12 protein-coding genes are annotated in these 17,241 nt (G+C 64.8%); 6 read left to right on the plus strand and 6 right to left on the minus strand.

Features of this window, described 5'->3' with window-relative positions; all coding sequences use genetic code 11:
• The first annotated feature begins 82 nt into the window (after positions 1–82).
• The gene (locus AC1AZA_RS05170; protein ID WP_476513670.1) at positions 83–2,497 is read left to right on the plus strand and encodes a cation-translocating P-type ATPase; all 2,415 of its coding nucleotides are present in this window, start codon (positions 83–85) and stop codon (positions 2,495–2,497) included.
• 245 nt (positions 2,498–2,742) lie between these two features.
• On the opposite strand, the gene trmD is transcribed toward AC1AZA_RS05170, so the two are convergent.
• The 4 genes from trmD to rpsP form a co-directional block, all read right to left on the minus strand.
• A complete protein-coding gene (gene trmD, locus AC1AZA_RS05175; RefSeq protein WP_476513671.1) occupies positions 2,743–3,606 on the minus strand; it encodes a tRNA (guanosine(37)-N1)-methyltransferase TrmD in 864 nt (287 codons plus the stop codon).
• A 123-nt stretch (positions 3,607–3,729) separates the two neighbouring features.
• The gene (gene rimM / locus AC1AZA_RS05180) at positions 3,730–4,314 is read right to left on the minus strand and encodes a ribosome maturation factor RimM (RefSeq protein WP_476513672.1); all 585 of its coding nucleotides are present in this window, start codon (positions 4,312–4,314) and stop codon (positions 3,730–3,732) included.
• 20 nt (positions 4,315–4,334) lie between these two features.
• Positions 4,335–4,568 (minus strand): RNA-binding protein, encoded by a 234-nt coding sequence (locus AC1AZA_RS05185; RefSeq protein ID WP_150354689.1) that lies wholly within the window; start codon positions 4,566–4,568, stop codon positions 4,335–4,337.
• A 4-nt stretch (positions 4,569–4,572) separates the two neighbouring features.
• Positions 4,573–5,040 carry a 30S ribosomal protein S16 gene (gene rpsP / locus AC1AZA_RS05190; RefSeq protein ID WP_476513673.1) on the minus strand — a complete coding sequence of 156 codons (468 nt, stop codon included), beginning with the start codon at positions 5,038–5,040 and terminating at the stop codon, positions 4,573–4,575.
• 475 nt (positions 5,041–5,515) lie between these two features.
• On the opposite strand from rpsP, the gene AC1AZA_RS05195 reads away from it, so the two are divergent.
• The 4 genes from AC1AZA_RS05195 to AC1AZA_RS05210 are packed head-to-tail and all read left to right on the plus strand — an operon-like array spanning position 5,516 to position 9,474.
• On the plus strand, positions 5,516–6,391 hold the full coding sequence (locus AC1AZA_RS05195; RefSeq protein WP_476513674.1) for a carbohydrate ABC transporter permease: 876 nt from the start codon (positions 5,516–5,518) through the stop codon (positions 6,389–6,391).
• Positions 6,391–7,194: a carbohydrate ABC transporter permease gene (locus AC1AZA_RS05200; RefSeq protein ID WP_476513675.1), complete on the plus strand. Its 804-nt coding sequence runs from the start codon at positions 6,391–6,393 to the stop codon at positions 7,192–7,194. The genes AC1AZA_RS05195 and AC1AZA_RS05200 overlap by 1 nt, the downstream gene beginning before the upstream one ends.
• Before the next feature lie 37 nt (positions 7,195–7,231).
• A complete protein-coding gene (locus AC1AZA_RS05205) occupies positions 7,232–8,584 on the plus strand; it encodes an ABC transporter substrate-binding protein (RefSeq protein WP_476513676.1) in 1,353 nt (450 codons plus the stop codon).
• On the plus strand, positions 8,581–9,474 hold the full coding sequence (locus AC1AZA_RS05210) for a glycerophosphodiester phosphodiesterase family protein (RefSeq protein ID WP_476513677.1): 894 nt from the start codon (positions 8,581–8,583) through the stop codon (positions 9,472–9,474). The genes AC1AZA_RS05205 and AC1AZA_RS05210 overlap by 4 nt, the downstream gene beginning before the upstream one ends.
• A gap of 97 nt (positions 9,475–9,571) precedes the next feature.
• On the opposite strand, the gene AC1AZA_RS05215 is transcribed toward AC1AZA_RS05210, so the two are convergent.
• On the minus strand, positions 9,572–11,140 hold the full coding sequence (locus AC1AZA_RS05215; RefSeq protein WP_476513678.1) for a glycoside hydrolase family 30 protein: 1,569 nt from the start codon (positions 11,138–11,140) through the stop codon (positions 9,572–9,574).
• A gap of 393 nt (positions 11,141–11,533) precedes the next feature.
• Here AC1AZA_RS05215 and AC1AZA_RS05220 point away from each other — a divergent pair, with 393 nt between their 5' ends.
• The gene (locus AC1AZA_RS05220; RefSeq protein ID WP_476513679.1) at positions 11,534–12,577 is read left to right on the plus strand and encodes a CTP synthase; all 1,044 of its coding nucleotides are present in this window, start codon (positions 11,534–11,536) and stop codon (positions 12,575–12,577) included.
• A gap of 187 nt (positions 12,578–12,764) precedes the next feature.
• Here AC1AZA_RS05220 and AC1AZA_RS05225 read toward each other — a convergent pair whose 3' ends face one another.
• Positions 12,765–17,228, minus strand: coding sequence for an Ig-like domain-containing protein (locus tag AC1AZA_RS05225; RefSeq protein ID WP_476513680.1), 4,464 nt, complete (start codon positions 17,226–17,228; stop codon positions 12,765–12,767).
• Positions 17,229–17,241 lie beyond the last annotated feature (13 nt).

The raw sequence follows: 17,241 nt of genomic DNA on the forward strand, positions 1-17,241 counted from the left end.
CTTAGAGCGCGCTGAGACACAGACCGATACCGTTGCCGTGCACGCGCACATACGGCGTACATACACGGCAACGGAGGTAGCGATGGCTGAAGCAATCACGGGCCTGACCGCGCGCGAGGTCGAGGAGCGGCGGGCGCGCGGCGAAGGCGAAACCGGCGCGCAGGGCGTCACCAAGTCGACGGGCGCGATCGTGCGCGAGAACGTGTGCACGCTGTTCAACGCGCTCAACTTCGCGATCGCGATCCTGCTGTTTCTGGTGGGTGCGTACAGCAACATGCTGTTCATCGCGATCATCATCCTCAACATCGTGATCGGCATCGCGCAGGAGCTCAAGGCCAAGAAGCTGGTCGACGAGCTGACCATCCTCAACCAGCCGCACGCCACCGTGCTGCGCGACGGCCGGACGCTCGACGTGGAGACCCGCGAGATCGTCAAGGACGACGTGATCGTGCTCGAATCCGGGCAACAGATCTGCAACGACGCCGTGGTGCTCTCCGGCGATCTGGAGGTCAACGAATCCCTGCTCACCGGCGAAAGCGACTCGGTGGACAAGCGCCCCGGCGACCAACTGCTCTCCGGCAGCTCGGTCGTTTCCGGCCGGTGCATGGCGCGCGTGACCCACGTGGGCGACGCGAACTACGCCAATTCGCTCATCAACGAAGTGCGGCAGGAGAAGCGCGTGCACTCCGAGCTGCTCGACTCGATGCGCAAGGTGACACGCTTCACGAGCTTCCTCATCGTGCCGCTCGGCGTGCTGCTGTTCGCCGAGGCGTTCCTCGGCCGCCACGCCGGCACGTACGACGCGGTGGTCTCCTCCTCGGCCGCCCTGCTCGGCATGCTGCCCAAGGGGCTGGTGCTGCTCATCTCCGTCTCGCTGGCCACGGGCGTGATCCGGCTCGCCAAGCGCAAGATCCTGGTGCAGAACATCTACTCGCTGGAAACGCTCGCCCACGTGGACGTGCTGTGCCTGGACAAGACCGGCACGCTCACCGACGGCAACATGAGCGTGGAGCGGGTCGAGCGGCTGGGCGGCGCCGGCGTGGCGGACGGCACCGCCGCGCTGCTCATGCGCTCGTATCTGGCCGCCAGCGAGGACAACAACGCCACCATCGCCGCGCTGCGTGCGTATGACTGGTCCGCGGGCGGCTCTGCGACGGACTCGGGTACCGCAGCCGTCCCGGTGAGTTCGGCAGCCGTATCCGCTCCTGTCGCCCGAACGCTGCCGTCCGCCGCGGTCATCCCCTTCTCCTCCAAGCGCAAGTGGGGCGCGATCACCTTCGTCGGCGTGGCGAGGCAAGGCGGCGAGACGGCCGGCACGGTATTCCTGGGCGCTCCCGAGCGCATTCTGGGCGGTACGAGTGCGCAGGCCGCCGGGCTGATGAAGCAGGGTCTGCGACTGATCGCCGTGGGATACCGTCCCGGATCCTGGGACGACGACATGCATCTGCCCGCCGACCTCACGCCGCTGTATCTGGTGGCCCTGCGCGACACCATCCGCCCCCGCACGCGCGAAACGCTGCAGTACTTCCGCGAGCAGGGCGTGGACGTGAAGGTTATCTCCGGCGACCATCCGGACACCGTCTCCGCCGTGGCCCGGCAGGCCGGACTGGAACGCTGGGGCGACGTGATCGATATGACGTCCGTGCCCGCCGGGGCAGGCGATGCCTCGTTCGACGCGCTCGTGGACCGCTACGCCGTGTTCTCCCGCGTGACCCCGAAGCAGAAACGCCAACTCGTGCAGGCCCTGCAACGCAAGGGGCGCAAGGTGGCCATGACCGGCGACGGCGTGAACGACCTGCTCGCCCTGCGCGAGGCCGACTGCTCGATCGCCATCGCCTCCGGCTCCGATGCGGCACGGCAGATCGCACAGATCGTGCTGCTCGACTCCGACTTCACCTACCTGCCCGAGGTGGTGCTCGAGGGACGCAAGGTGGTCAACAACGTGACCCGCACTGCCGCCGTGTTCTTCATCAAGACCATCTACTCCACGCTCGTCTCGTTCTTCTGCCTGGCGCTCAACGTGCCGTTCCCGTTCATTCCCATCCAGATCACGCTGGTGGACGCGTGCATCGAGGCGTGGCCGTCGTTCCTCACCATCTTCGAGTCGGACACGCGGCGCATCCGCGGGCGGTTCCTGTCCACCGCGCTGTCCAAGGCCGCACCGTTCGCCGTGGCGGTGACCGCGATGGTCATCGTCGCCAGCCTGCTCAACCCGTTCGAGGCGGGGCAGACGCGCACCGCCATGTACCTGCTGCTCATCGCGGTGTCCATGATCGCGGTGGTCAAGAGCTGCATCCCGTTCAGCCGGATCCGCGCGTTCGTGTGCGTGACCATGGCGGCCGGCACGCCGCTCGCACTGGCGATCCTGCCGAAGCTGTTCGAGGTGACGGCCGTGACCAAGCCGATGGCGGGCTATCTGGTGATGGCGATGTTCTGCATGCTCATCGCGCTCGCCGGCTACTTCGCGCTGCTCCGCGGTCTGCGCGACGAGGAGTGATGCGGAGGGGCGACACGGCTGCGGCTGCGGCAGGCGTGTCGGGTGCTGCGGGTAGCTGGCTGCGGCCATCGCACTGCGATTTACGGGCTGTGCGGGCCGAAATCCGCAATTCGCAGCATTTCCGGGTTGTTTTTCGCCTGATTTGCGACCCGATAGTGCTGTGAATCGGCAATTTCGGCCCGCGCAGCCCGTAATGTTGGCGCGGCTGTGTTGCACGGACCGCAGGCGAGGCTTACGGGCGGCCGTCAGGCACCGAGCTTGCGCGGATGCGGGCCGGATACCTCCCAGCCGAGGGCCATTAGGGTTTTGCGGTCCTGCTTGCTCAGTTCCGTGCAGTCGAGCGCGGCGATGAGGTCCGGGCGGATCGCGTCGGTGCGTTCCAGCGCCTCGTCGCGGCGGAACCGGTCCACCTTGCCGTGGTCGCCGGAGAGCAGCACATCGGGCACGCGGATGCCGCGCCACTCGGCCGGCTTGGTGTACTGGCGGTGCTCGAGCAGTGCGCCTTCGCCGGTGTACGATTCCTCCACGATCGACTCCGGGTTGCCCATGAAGCCGGGCAGCAGGCGCGTGATGGCCTCAAGCATCACGGACACGGCCACCTCGCCGCCGTTGAGTACGTAGTCGCCGATCGAATATTCGCGAACATCCACGCCCTGCGCGCGGTAGTACTCGGGGATGCGCGCGTCGTAGCCCTCGTAGCGGCCGCAGCCGAACAGCAGGTGCGTGGCGTGGCTCAGCTCGGTGGCATCGCGCTGGGTGAACAGGGGCGCGGACGGATTGGGGAAGATGAGCACAGGGCGATCGGCGGTGGGGAAGCCCGGAGCGGAGTCCGCGTCGGCGGGTTGATCCGCGTCGGCGGCCCGATCCGCCACGACGGGCGCGAGCCCGAGTAGGTCGTCCAGACACTCGGCCCAGACCACGGGCTTCATCACCATGCCGGCCCCGCCGCCGACCGGGGTGTCGTCCACGGAGTGATGCACGTCGTGCGTCCAGTCGCGCAGGTTGTGGGCGTGAACCTCCACGAGTCCCTTGGCCTGCGCCTTGCCGAACAGGCTGAGGTTCAGCACGTCGAAGTATTCGGGGAATACGGAAACGATGTCGATCTTCATACCGTCCTTAATACCACAGGGAGCAATACCGCAGGCGGCGCAGGCAGCGCAGGAACGGCCGCGGCCCGGGACGCATGTGCGCGCACCGGGCCGCGGAAACGGGAAGGCGGGAGGGGAACCGGCTCAGCGTTCCGGAATCAGACCACCGGGCGGGTCGATCGTGAGGTAGCCCTCCTCGAGGTCGATCTCCGGCACGATCTCGTCCACGAACGGCACGAGTACCGGCATGGTGGCGTCCGGATCGTCGTCGGTGGGCATGGGGACGGCCAGCTCGAGCAGATACTGCGCCGGGCTTTCGATCAGGTTCGTCACCGTGCCGATCACTTCGCCGGCCGGGTGACCGAGCTCGTTCCCCTCGTCCCACCGTGCCTCAAGGCCGATGAGATCCTCCGGGTACCAGGCGTCCTCCTCGGCAAGCTCCTCCTCGGTGGCGGGCTCGCCGTACAGTTCCACGCCGTTGAGCGCCTCGGACGCGTTGCGATCCGTGACGCCGTCGAACAGGACGATCCAGCGGTCCTTGTGCGTGCGCGACCGCAGCACATGGAATTCGCGCGATCCGTCCTTGGTGTACAGCACCGAACCGGGGGCGAATCGCCGCTCCGGTTCGTCGGTGAACGGCCGCACGTTCACTTCACCCTTGAGTCCCTGGGCGCGGCCGATACGACAGACCCTCAACAGCTCGCGCTGCTGAGGGTCGTCGGAATGCATGGGACTCGCCACGCTGGGGTTCACCTGCGCACATCCATGATATCGACGCGCACCTTGTGGTCGGCCAGTGCCTGAACCACGGTGCGGATCGCGTTGGCGGTCCGTCCGCCGCGCCCGATCACGCGGCCGATGTCCTCCGGGTTGACGCGCACGCGAAGCAGTTCGCCACGCGCGTTCTCATGAGACTTGACGGAGACGTCGTCCGGAAAGTCGACGACATTCTTGATGAGATGTTCCACAGCCTGCGCGAGCATACGATCACTCGGCCTTGGCTTCGCCTTCGGCCTCTTCGGCCGGGGCTTCCTCGGTGGCTTCCGCAGCGGCGGCGGCTTCGGCCTCGGCCTTGGCCTTCGCCTCGGCTTCGGACTTGGCGGCCTTCAGCTTCTGCGCCTGAGCCTCGACGGCCTCCACGCGAGCTTCGGCATCCGGGCCGGCCTCGACGGTCTTCAGGGTGCCTTCGGCGCCCTTGAGGCCCTTGAACTTCTGCCAGTCGCCGGTGATCTTGAGCAGGTGCAGCACGGGTTCGGACGGCTGAGCGCCGACGCCGAGCCAGTACTGAGCGCGCTCGGAATCGATCTTGATGGTCGAGGGCTGGGTGTTGGGATCGTAGGTGCCGATCTCCTCGATGACCTTGCCGTCGCGCTTCTTGCGGGAGTCCGCAATCACCACGCGGTAGAAGGCGTAGAACTTCTTGCCCTGTCGCTTCAGACGAATCTTGGTTGCCAAAATGGCTCTCCTTGTAATTTCGGGGTGTGGCTTTCTTCTTCTGTGTGGGGCACGGAATCCGAAACCCACGTGTTCCTCGCGCCACCCGAGTGTGAGAGGGCCTCGCGCGCGCGAATAACTGCGTCATTATAACGCATTCCCTCGGTCAGACATGCCACGTGCCGCAAATTTGTTGGAATGCGCATGTGGGAGGCCGATTGGGGCCTCTCCCATGCGCATGTTCACAAATTTGCGATTGTGCGCACGGGAGGGGGGTACGTAGGTGAGCTAGAAAGTGCGTAGCCAACGCCGAATGATGGCCCACTGTTCACCGGGAAGATTTTTTTTTCTTAAACGCGTTTTCACCCTGAAATGTGACGATGGTCGACGGCAATACGGGTTCCAGTCACGTCCAGTCACCAGTCATCAGTCCCATGCACATCGCGCGTCGAACGATCTCGCGGATGCGCGCAATCGAAAGCGAATATCCATGAACATGCAACGGATTCTGCGGGATAAGCTGCCGGCGGTGGCAATGCTGCTGCCGGCGCTCGCCCTGCTGGTCATCTTCTGCTTCTACCCGCTGGTCAACGTCTTCCAGATGAGCTTCCAGGGCACCGACATCTTCGGCTCCCCGTCCGGCTTCGTCGGTCTGGAGAACTATCAGGCCATCTTCTCCGACCCGTCGTTCCGCAGCGTGCTGGTGCGCACCATCGTCTACGCGGTGGCCGTGATCATCGGGCGCATCGTGCTCGGCTACCTCATCAGCGCTCTGGTGACCCGGCAGATCCAGGGTGCGGGCGTGTTCCGTTTCCTCATCACCTCGCCGATCAGTGTCTCCGTGGCCGCCGCCTCGCTGGGCTTCTCCGCACTGCTGAGCCCCACGGGCATGATCAACGCGCTGCTCGAGGCCTTCCACGTCCAGCCGATCAACTGGCTCGTGGACCCCGCCTGGGCGTTCCCGTGCGTGGTGGCCGTGACCATCTGGACTGGACTGGCGTTCACCATCGTGCTCATCTCCGCGGCCATCGAGGGCGTGGACCCGTCCGTGCTCGAGGCAGCGCGCATCGACGGCGCCAGCGAGACCCGCATCCACTGGGAGATCATCGCCCCGCTCATCCGCCCCACGCTGTTCTACATCGCCGTGACCGCGGGCATCGAGGCGTTCACCAGCTTCGCCCAGATCAACATTCTGACGCAGGGTGGCCCCGGCAACGCCAGCACCACGATCGTGTACAACATCTACACCGCCGCGTTCGGGGCGGGCAGCGCCAACTTCGGCATCGCCGCGGCGCTGGGCATCGTGCTGTTCGCGTTCGTGTTCGTGCTCACCGCGCTGGAGTTCCGCACCATGGACAAGGAGGCCGACTGATGGTCAGGCGCAACATCTTCCAGACGATCGGACTGTACGTACTGTTCGTCGTCGTGACCGTGATCGTGCTCATCCCGGTCCTGTACATCGTGATCGGCGCGTTCTTCTTCAGCGCGTCCGGCACCGCGAGCGGCTTCACGCTGGGCAACTTCGCCGAGGCCGCCTCCTCCATGCCGCTCGTCCAGCAGCTGGGCAACAGCGTGCTCGTGACGATCTTCCAGACCGCAGGTCAGATCGTCACCGCCATCCTTGCCGCGTACGCGCTGGTGTTCTGCAACCTCAGGCACTCGAACGCCATCATGATGGTGTTCCTGCTGAGCATGATGGTTCCCGGCGAAACCACGCTGCTGTCCAACTACATGACCGTGACCAACTGGGGGCTCATCGACACCATTCCGGTGATCTTCCTGCCGTTCCTGGTGCAGGGCTTCAACGTCTTCCTGTTCCGCCAGTCGTTCTCCGGCTTCCCCGGGGAGGTGCGCGAGGCGGCCATGCTCGACGGCTGCGGCCACCTGCGCTTCATGTTCGACATCCTGCTGCCCATGAACCGCGCGTCCATCATCGCGGCCACCGTCAACAGCGCCATCGCCGCATGGAACGGCTACTTCTGGCCGTTGCTGGTCACCAATTCGCCGCAGAAGCGCACCATTCAGGTGGGCATCACGCAGCTGTCCAGCGCGGAGATGTCCAACATGGGCGTCGTCATGGCCGGCACGCTGATCGCCATCATCCCCACCTTCATCCTCACCCTGCTCGGCAACAAGCACATGCGCGGCATGAGCGTGGCCGGCGCGGTCAAGTGACGAGATTTCAACAACACAAGGAAAGAGAACAACAACCATGAACAAGAACATGTCCAAGCTCCTCAAGGGCTGCGCCGCGGCCCTGATCCCGCTGCTGGCGCTCGGCGCGTGCGGCGGCTCCCAGAACGGCGCCGCCCAGTCCAACGGCCCGGTCAAGGTCACCTTCTGGCACACGGCCACCGGTAACGGCGCCAAGGCGCTCGACTCGCTCATCGCCGAATTCAACCAGGCCAACAGCGGCAAGATCACCGTGGACGCCTCCTACCAAGGCTCCTACTCAGACGTGCAGCAGAAGTACACCGCCGCCGTGCAGTCCAAGTCCACGCCGTCCCTGCTCGCCATGAACGACATCTCCACCGGCTTCATGATGGATTCCAAGCAGACCGTCCCCGTGAGCAACTTCACCAAGGGCGACTCCTCCTTCGACGCCTCCACCATCCCGGACTCGGTGACCAAGTACTACAGCGACGCCAACGGACTGGTGTCCATGCCGTTCGGCGTCTCCCAGCCCATGCTGTACGTCAACAAGTCCCTCGCCCAGCAGGCCGGCCTCGACCCGGCCAACCCGCCCAAGACCTTCGACGAGATCGTCACCTGGGCCAAGGCCATCAAGGACAAGACCGGCCAGTACGGCTTCTCCATGAACATGGGCGACTCCTGGATGCTCGAGGAGCTCACCGCCAGCGCCGGTCTGCCCTTCTGCACGCCGGACAACGGCCGCGGCAGCGCCCCGGTCAGCGCCGTCAGCCTGACCGACCCCAAGCAGCTCGACGTCTTCGGCAAGGTGGCGGACATGTTCAAGTCCGGCGTGGGCCTGAACGCCGGAACCCAGAGCAAGAACATGATCACCGCCTTCGCGGACGGCAAGGTCGGCCTGGTGCTCACCTCCACCGGCTCGTACCCGTCCATGCTGCCCGGCGGCTCCGCAGACGCCGTCGTGCTGGCCGACTTCCCGAAGCTCGACAGCAACAGCAAGGCCGGCACCCCGATCGGCGGCCAGTCCCTGTGGATCAGCGGCCCGAACCACAGCGAGGCCGAGCAGAAGGCCGCCTACGAGCTCGCCAAGTTCCTGCAGACCCCGCACGCGCAGGCCGTGTGGACCAAGGCCACCGGCTACCTGTTCGCCAACACCAAGGCCAAGGACGAGGCCGAAGGTCAGGAATCCCTCAAGGATCCGAACGTGCAGAACATGTACAAGCAGCTGGAGTCCAACGCCGCCAGCAACGAGGCCCTCGGCTGCCGCACCGGCGCGTTCCCGACCGTGCGCAAGACCGTGATCGGCGCCTTCAACGATGCCGTCAACGGCAAGGACATCTCCTCCGCCATGAACGACGCCCAGACCAAGGCCGCCTCCGACATCGCCTCCTACAACAAGGCGGCCAAGAAGTGAGTCAGGCCTTCACCCCGACGCTCACGCGCGTAGGCCAGGAGCGTTTTGCCTCCATCAACGCGCTGCTCAACGAAACGCTCGCCGCGCACAGGCCGCTCATCGTGGCCCACCGCGGCGCGCCGCGCGGCGCCATCCGCGAGAACACGCTGCGCGGCGTGATCGCCACCCGGAACATCGGCGCGGACATGGCGGAGATCGACATCGTACGCTCCACGGACGGCGAATACTTCACCTTCCATGACGGCTACGAGCCGGCCCGCCTCAACGAGCCGCGCAAGCTGGGCGAACTGAGCTCCGCCGAGATCAGCCAGCTGTGCTACAACGACTTCGAAGGCATCTCCTTCGGCCGCGTGGAACCGACCTCGTACATCCTGCGTTCCATGCCGCGCATGCTCATCAACATCGACCGCTCGTGGCGCTACTGGGACGGGTTCCTCGACTGGCTCGACCAGTTCGGTCTGGAGGGGCAGCTCGTGATGAAGAGCCGCACCGACGCCGAATACGTGAACCTGCTGCGCGGGCATGCCGTGAAGTTCATGTACATGGCCATGGTGGAAACCGTGGAGCAGGTGCACGGGCTGGAGGAGCTCGCCTGCGATCCGGAGCTCAATCTGGTGGGCGTGGAGCTCATGGTGCACGACGCCGACCACACCGAATTCCTCGACCGCGACGTGTTCGAGTACCTGCACGGGCTCGGCCTGTACACGTTCGTCAATGCCATGGACCTCGGCAACGGATACCGCGGGTTCGCCGGGCTGGACGACGACACCTCCATCCTCGAAGGTCCGGAGGCCGGCTGGGGCAGGATCGTGGACGGCTACGGCGTGGACATGATCCAGACCGACTGGCCAGAGATGCTGCGCGAGTGGCGCGACGGGCGGAAGGCGTAGCACACCTCGCAAATTTGCTGGAATGCGCATGTGGGAGACCGATTGGGGCCTCTCACATGCGCATTGTCGCAAATTTGCGATTGTGCGCGCGTCCGCGTTAACGGCCGGGCGCGCGGTCGCCGTGGAAGTTGTCGGGGGACGGGTTGAGCGGGAAGTCGTCGTCCGCCGGCACTTCGGACAGGTTCAGCGGCGCGTACGACTTGCGCAGCGTGACCGTGCCCCACGCCGGCACGTCCACGGTCTGCCATGCGTCGCCCCGCCCGGAGACGGTCACGCGCGCGGTGATCGGCGAGCCGGTCGGATTGTAGACGATCGCGCTGAGCGAACCGTCCGGGGCAAGGAATGCCACGGAGGTGAGTCCGCCCGAGTAGCCGTCGGGGGAATAGGACGACGATCCGATCACCACGGACCCGGCAGGCACGTCCTGACCGAGGTTGCGCAGCATGAAGTATTCGAGGTTGCGCTGCACCTCGCCGGTCTCGTGCTGGATGGTGACCACGCCACGCCGGCCGGTCGACCCCGCCTTGTTGGGCAGGCCGCGCTCGTCCAGTGCCAGATTCCACAGGGTGACCATGCCCATGCCGTTGCGGATGAGCCACGTGCTGGTCACACCGAACATGATGTGCGAGGCGTCCTCCACGCTGTCGCGCATCATGCAGCGGCGCTCGCTCATCCACACGCTCCAGCCGGGGAACGATCGGGTGGCGTTGAACAGGTTGCCGTACGTGGGCTCGTAGGTGTGCACGGCTATGCCGTCGAAGCTGGCCGCCTGATGCGCCGTGATGTCCTCGTCCAGCGGGTGGGTGAGGGTGTGCGTGTTGTCGTCCAGGAAGAAGAGCTTGACCTCGGGGTGCGTGGCGTCGAGCGCAGGGCGCAGATAGTCGGCCCCGAACGCGGCCATCTCCTCGTGGGTCCAGATCATCGCGGGCCACGGCGAGGCGTTGGCCGGCTCGTTCTGGATGGTCAGCGCCCAGACGGGGATGCCGTACTTCGCCATCTCGTCGATGTATTTGACGAAGTAGCGGGCGTACGTGCCCTCGAAGGAGTCCTTCATGGGGTCGAAGCCGTTGCCGGTCCATTCGCCGAACCGCAGCCGGCCGCCCAGCGTGAGGTGTCCGGTGTTCTTCATCCACGCGGGCGAGCTCCACGGCGAGGCCATCACCTTGACGCCCGGGTTGATCTCCAGAATCTGCTGCACCACGGGAATGATGGACTTCAGGTCCCCGGTGGCGTCCGGCGCGCCCGGCTCCCCGGTGCCGAGAGAGAAGCGATTCAGCGCGTTGTCGTGCTCGCCGAAGGGAAGATCGTCGTAGGTGTAGTAGTCCTGCTCGTTGAAGTCCGTGGAGCCGATCGGCAGGCGGACCATGTTGTAGCCGGCGCCCTCCACCGGGTCGAACAGTTCGGTGAGCAGGGCGTGGCGCTGTTCGGGGCTCATGGCCCACTGGATCAGGTAGGCGGTGGCGTCGGTGATGGCTGCGCCCTGACCCACCCACGGCTGCTTGCGGTCCGCCGGGTCGATCACGATCGGCACCGCGCCGGCGGGCGTGTTCGCGGCCGGCTGCACGGGCGGCGTGCTCAGCGGGTCGCGGCGTTGTGCGAGGTCGCCGGACGTGACGGTCCAGGCTTCGTACGGGTATGGGTTTCGGGGGGTTGGTGCGTGTGGCATGGGGTCTCCTTCTGCTTGGTTGCGATGATGCCGTTCTGCGGGCGGGGTGCGGATCCATGGCTCCCCGGCTGCTGACTGTGATGGGGTGGTCATCCGGCGTCGATGCGCCGTTGAATCCGCGTCGGATGACGCATGATTTAGTTTACCGGTAAACGGCCGGCCGGTCAACCGAGCGTGGTGTGTGGCTGGCGTGCGTGCGGGGTGTGCTCCTCCAAAATACGGGCCGAACGTCGCGAAATCCGGAATTCTAAGCGCGAAACTATCGCCCCAGCGATCATTTGGCGCTTAGAATCGCCAAAAACGCGATGTTCAGCCCGTATGTTGGGTATGCTCGGCCGTTGGCGTGTGTTTCCATGTGATGGCGTGCAGCTGCATGGGCGAGTGCCCGTGCGCATGGCCGTGCATGTGTTCCCGTTCGTGGCAGTGCACAATGGGGAACGGCGTGTCGTATACGCCGGCACCGGTTGCGCAGCGTGCGATTCCCCGTTCCCCTTGAATATCCCGTCGCTTACTTACGGTGCAGCCATGAAAGCTCACGAACCTTTGAATGCCCTGTTCGCCCATGCGGAGCGGATGCGACGCTGTGCCAACCCGGTCACCGAGGCGGACGTCAACGCCATCGCGCGGCGCGTGCGTGCCGGCGAGGTCGTGCGCGTCTATCGGGGTCTGTACGCGCGGGCCGATTATTGGAACGCGCTGAACCCGCTGGAGCGGACGTGCCACATCGTGCGCGCACTGGCCATCCGGCATCCCAACTGGGTGTTCTGCGGTCCTACCGCGGCAATCATGCTCGGTCTGGACTGTTCGTACCGGCTGGCGATGCCCATCTGCATCGTCGCCAAGCCGGGAACGCATTACCGCAACACCGCGCAGCTCGCGCACTATCCGATCGCCTACCCGGATACCGTAATGACTCCGGACGGCGTAGTGGTCACCGATCCGCTGCGCACCCTGTTCGATTGCGCCGCCCGTCATCCGCTGCGCTACGCCCTCGGGCCGCTCGATGCAGCACTGCGCAACGGTTTGGTTCGCCGCGAGCAGATGACCGGCTACCCGCGGGCAGTCAAGTATTCGCGCAATCGAGCCGCAGTCGAACGGGCGTTTGCGTTGGCGGACGGTCGCAGCGAGAACGGCGGCGAGTCCGAGGCGCGCGGCGTACTGACCGATCTGGGTTATCCAGTCAGCGATATCCAGAAGCCGTTTCCGTGCTTGGATGACGCCCGGCGTGCGCATCGGCCGGATTTCATCTGGATACGGGCGGACGGCGGTCAGGTGGCCGGCGAGTTGGATGGCATGAGCAAATATGTGGATCCGACGATGACCGGTGGGCGCGGCATTCGGGAGGTGGTGGATGACGAGCGCGATCGGCAGCGCTGTTTGGAGCGTCAGGTGGAGGCTGTGGTCCGGATGTACTACGCCGACCTAGACAAGCCCTGATTGCTTAGCCAGCGGCTCGACGCGGCGGGCGTGCCGCATGTCGGGCCTCAACATACGGGCTGAACGTCGCGTTTTGGGCGATTCTAAGCGCCAAATGATCGCTGGGGCGATAGATTCGCGCTTGGAATTCCGGATTTCGCGACGTTCGGCCCGTATTCTTGAGGCGGTGCGGGTGCTGCAGGTGGCGCTATGCCTCCTTGCGCATCATCAGCACCATACCAATGCCGGCTGCTGCCGCGCCCGCCAGAAGCACCATTGCCACGCCAACTCCGGTGGATGCCAGCTTGCCGGGAGCATCATTCGTGGCGTCACCGTTGCCTGTTTGCGGAGTCTGAGGCTTCGGCTTGGAGGCAGTGTCGTCGTCCGGCGTATCCGGAGTCTCAGGTGCAGGTTCCGGATTGGGACTCGGCTTCGCATCTGGTTCGGGTGTCGGCTCCGGTGACGGTTCTGGCTCCGGCTCGGGTGTGGGGTCGGGATTTGGCTCAGGCTTGGGCTCAGGACTCGGTTCCGGCTTGGGCGTCGGGTCCGGTCCGGGTTCCGGTTCTGGCTCCGGTGAAGGATCCGGCTTGGGTGTCGGCTCCGGCTCGGGTTCCGGCGTCACGTCGTCCTCGCTTTCCATACCGTCGATGGCGTCACGCAGCGCTTGGACGGCGGCATCCACATCGTCGGCCGCCACCGGCTCGTTCCCGATCAGCGCCTCGGCCGCTGCGATCGCCGTGTTGAGCGTCGTAAGACTCGCCTCGGTGAAGTGCTTGCCGTCCGCCGGCTTGAGTGCCTTGGCTTCGGCGATCAGCTTTTTGAGCTCCGTCGTGTCTCCTGAAGCTGCCACGGTGACGGTGGCGGTCCCGGAGACTCCCGGTACGCGGTCGGAGGTTGCGGCGACCGTGTACGTGCCAGGCGTGGTGTTGGCGGTGGTGACGATCGTGCCCTCGGCATCGATCGTAGCCGGATTCTGCACCGTTCCGGACGACGTGATGGACCAGACGACTGCGGATCCCCACTCATCCACTGTGGTATAGGGTTCCGCGCCAATGACGGTGGCCTTGGCCAGCGTCGAGGTGCCGGCAACCATCTTGCCGGAGCCGTTACCGATGCTCACGGTTACGGATGCCGGTTTCGGATGGGTGGTGACGGTCTGCAGCGGACGCAATCCGTCCGGGTTGGACACGCCGGCAGGCAGCTCCACGGCACCCGGGAATCGGTAGGTGCCGGGGGCGCTTTGCTCGCTGTAGTTGCTGGCGTCGTCGTCCCAGCCCATCACGGTCAGTTCGACGTGCGAACCGTTGCTCAGCGTGGCCTTCACCGTGCCGGGCATACCCAGGTCGTTGCGGGGCAGGCCGACCGGTCGGTCGAGTGCCGGCAGCTCGTCGAAGCTTACGATCCGGTCGGATTCCACGGTGACGGTGGCGGGAATCGGCATATCGATGCCGTCGGCGTGGCCGAGCACCGTGTAGGTGCCGTCGGCGGCGAAGTCGTCCGCAGAGAGCTCCTCCCATGTCACTTTCACATCGGTTGCGGTGCCGTCCGAGTACGTTACCGTTACGGTTTCGGGCAGTGCGGGCACAGTGCCGGGCTTGATGGTCACGGCGGTCTTGCCCGTCGACGTGATGTATACGTCGGAGACGGTCAGATGCGGGGCGAACGTGCTTTCGTCCATGACGAACCCGCTCGGCACGGTCAGGTTGCCGGCCTCATAGTCCTCGAACGCCTTGGCCGCGCCTTCCAGCGAGAAGGCGTCGAAGCCCGAGTTGTCGCGATTGAAGTTCGCCACCCGGCTCATCGGAATATCCACCAGGAAGCTCACCGGGCCATCGAACGATTTGAGAGAGCGCAGATAGTCGGTTACGTCGATCTCCGCCACGTTGCCGTTGTCCACGATCTGCCCGTTGACGAAGGTCTGATGGGCGACCGGTTTGAGCTCTGCATAGTCGGGAACGGTCGCGTCGGTGCCGCCGTCATGATTCTTCGCGGTCACCTCTGCGTTCAGCGGGCCGTTGTTCCACGTGAGCGTAGAGGAATCCCAGTCGGCATCGGTCGCATAAACGTCGGCCACGAACGAGGTGTTGCGCAGCTGTTCGAGGTCGGTGGAGCCGGCCGAGCCGTTCCACTTGTCGTAGCGGGACACGGTCAGACGGATCTTGGCGTCCTTGACGGTGGCCGGGCTGGAGGCATATGCGGAGGGATCGAACTTCACGTAGAAGCGCCGGTTGTAATTGGCGCTTTCCGCATTCTTGAGCTTGAGCACGTAGTTGTTGGTGTACTCACGGCCGAACGGATGCTGCACACTGCCGGACTTCGCATTGGAGGCTCCGACTTGGGTGCCCATGGTCTGGTTCGGCGTGCCCTTTTGCACGGTCGCGTCGTCTTCGGCCAGATAGGAGGCCTTGGCCTTGCCTTCTCCCAGCTCTCCGGTCACGGTCACCGTGGCCTGCGCCTTCACAGCGGCTATGCCGTCTATCGTGCCGGTCACCGTAAGCGTTCCGGCCTTCTGATAGCGGTCGAACTCCACGTAATCCCAACGGACGGCGTGAGTTTCGATACGCTCGGCGGAGTTCCCATTGGCGGTTTCGCGTACGGTCACGGCAATAGACTCGGGCAACACGGGGTATACGCCGGCCGGGGTGTTGGCCGTCACCGTTTCCGGCACGTATTCGGTGCTAACGGCATGGTTCGATGCCTGATGGGCGCCTGCGTCGATCGCACGGTCGGCCAGCGAGTTGCCGAAGAAATCGGTGGCGGGAAGGTTCTCGGATCGCGTGCCGAGGCCCACGGCGGGACTGTCGTCGGCGATGCGGAACAGCTTGGCGCGCTCGCGCATGCGGGCGGCCGGGTCGCTCCACGGCAGGCTGGATGCCGGATTGGCGAGCGTGGTACCGATCTGCGCGGCCAGCTGTGCGGCGCCGTCTGCGGCTGAGTCGATGGCCAGTTTCGGGTCCTCGAATACATTGCCGGAGGATGTGAGCTTGTCCACCGTGGCTCCGGACTTTTCGGTGGCCATGGAAGCCGGCAGCACGTTGTTCTTGATGAATCGTTCCGGGTTGTCGTTCATCTTGCGTTCCACGGCGTCGCTGCCGTTCGCCGGCTGGTTGGCGAGGAATTTCACGGAGCCGGAACCCACCTTGCGGATGATGTTGCCGGTGAAATGCGCGATGGTGCCGGAGTTGTCGCTGGAGTTGCCTTCGCCGAACAGCGAGGTGCTGATGCCGTCTCCCACATAGAAGGTGTTGTTGTAGATCTGCGGCATGCTGGCGCCTTCAGACTTCACCCAGTAGTGGAAGATGCTCTGCTCCTTGTAGGAATACTTGTTGCCACCACCCTGGTCGGCGTCCGTGCCGGCGTACTGTCCGCCGCCGTCGTTGGCGGAGATGTTGTAGCGCACCACGGAATTGGTCTGGTTGCTCATGAGCAGCAGGAAACCGCCGGGGTTGTTGTGGCTGTAGTTGTACTGATATGTCACGCGGTCGCTCTGCATGTCGATGTCGAACGCTTCGCCGTCGTTGTAGCCGTAGAGTGTGCCGTACACCTCGTTGTATTGCAGCGTCACGTCGTTGCTGGCCATGGCCCACAGCGCCGCGTAGTTGTGCGTACCGTAGTCGGCGGCGCACGCGCGTACCACGGTGTTGCCTTCCACGAGGCCTTTTTCCTTGATTTCGGAGACTACGATCGCGTCACCGGCAATGTCCTGCAGATAATTGTTGGCGATGGTCACGTTGCTGAACAGCTTCGGGTAGGTGTATGAGGAGTTGGAGATGTCCGCCTTGGTGCGTATGCCTTCCAGTCCGGCGCGAATCACGATGTTGCCGCTCAGCTTGAGATCGTTGAAGCCGGTGTCGGTGTAGGTGACGCCGCCGGATTTGCGGCCCACCTGATTGCCGTCCGGATCGAGCCAGTGGCCGAGCGCAATGATGCCGCCGACCGCCTTGAGCGTGTTCTTCTTGCCTTCCTTCTGCGCCTTGAGGTAGTACTCGGTCTGTACGTCATGCACGTAGTTGTTTTCTACGGTGATGGACTGCAGAATCCTGTTCTGGCCGTAGCCCATGAGCAGGATTCCTGCGCGCTGCGCGTCACCATGCTTTTTGTAGCCTTCTGCGTTGGCGAGATCCGGCGTATTGGTCACTTCGAGGTTGCGGATGGTCCAGTACTCCTGATTGACCAGCTGCACCGCGCCGGACACGTAGCGCTTGAACGAGCCGGTACCGTAGGTGCCGTTGCCGTTGATGACCGGACGTGAGTCGGCGGAATAGGAGGGTGTACCGTCGTCGTTACGTGTGTAGAGGTCCACGACGATCGCGTTGCCGGCGGTGCCGCTGCCCTTGAGATCGAGCATCTGACCGTTCCAAGTGCTGGAGGATTCGAGCAGGATGTGGTCGCCGGGCCGGAATGTGATGGAGGAGACCTTGGTCAGGCTCTTCCAAGGTTTGCCGGCGCTCAGGCCGTCGTTGGCGTCGTCGCCACGGGCGCCGTCCACGTAGTAGGTGCTGCCGGTCTCGGAAGCGCCTACGGAGATGAATGTGTCAGGATCGGGAACGTCTGCCGCTTGCGCGCTCGTGGGCGCAGCGGCGAACATGGCGATCAATGTCGCGGCGGATGCGAGCCCTGCGAGGGCTTTGGCGCCCAGTGCGCAGAGACGTTGGCGGATGGATACTGTCATGCTGGGTGTAACT

The sequence above is a fragment of the Bifidobacterium sp. LH_389 genome, assembly GCF_056357235.1.